The 293-nt window shown below is 77.8% G+C and carries 1 pseudogene; it reads right to left on the reverse strand.

From position 1 onward, the window contains the following. Nucleotides 1–64 precede the first annotated feature (64 nt). Nucleotides 65–293 (reverse strand): annotated as a pseudogene (locus A4V12_RS39115) (putative sulfate exporter family transporter); the annotation flags it as partial.

The raw sequence follows: 293 nt of genomic DNA on the forward strand, positions 1-293 counted from the left end.
TTGCGGACACGACCTAGGGGGTGTCTCGCCGACCGTGCCGGGCGCCGGCGGCAGGGGCGGCGTCTCAGGTCGTCAGCAGGACACCCGCGTACGACGCCGCCGCGACGAGCACCCAGGCCGTCAGGCCCAGCGCCGCGACCCGCGCCCCGGTCCGGGACAGCGTCGGCAGGTGCACCGCGCCGCCCAGCCCGAACAGGGCGGCGGCCAGCAGGAGTTCCTGGCCCGTCCCGGCGGCCTCCAGGACCGGCGCCGGCAGCCACCCGGTGGTGCGCAGCGCCACCATGGCGAGGAAC

It is taken from the genome of Streptomyces noursei (assembly GCF_001646665.1).
Taxonomy (GTDB): Bacteria; Actinomycetota; Actinomycetes; order Streptomycetales; family Streptomycetaceae; genus Streptomyces; species Streptomyces lavendulocolor.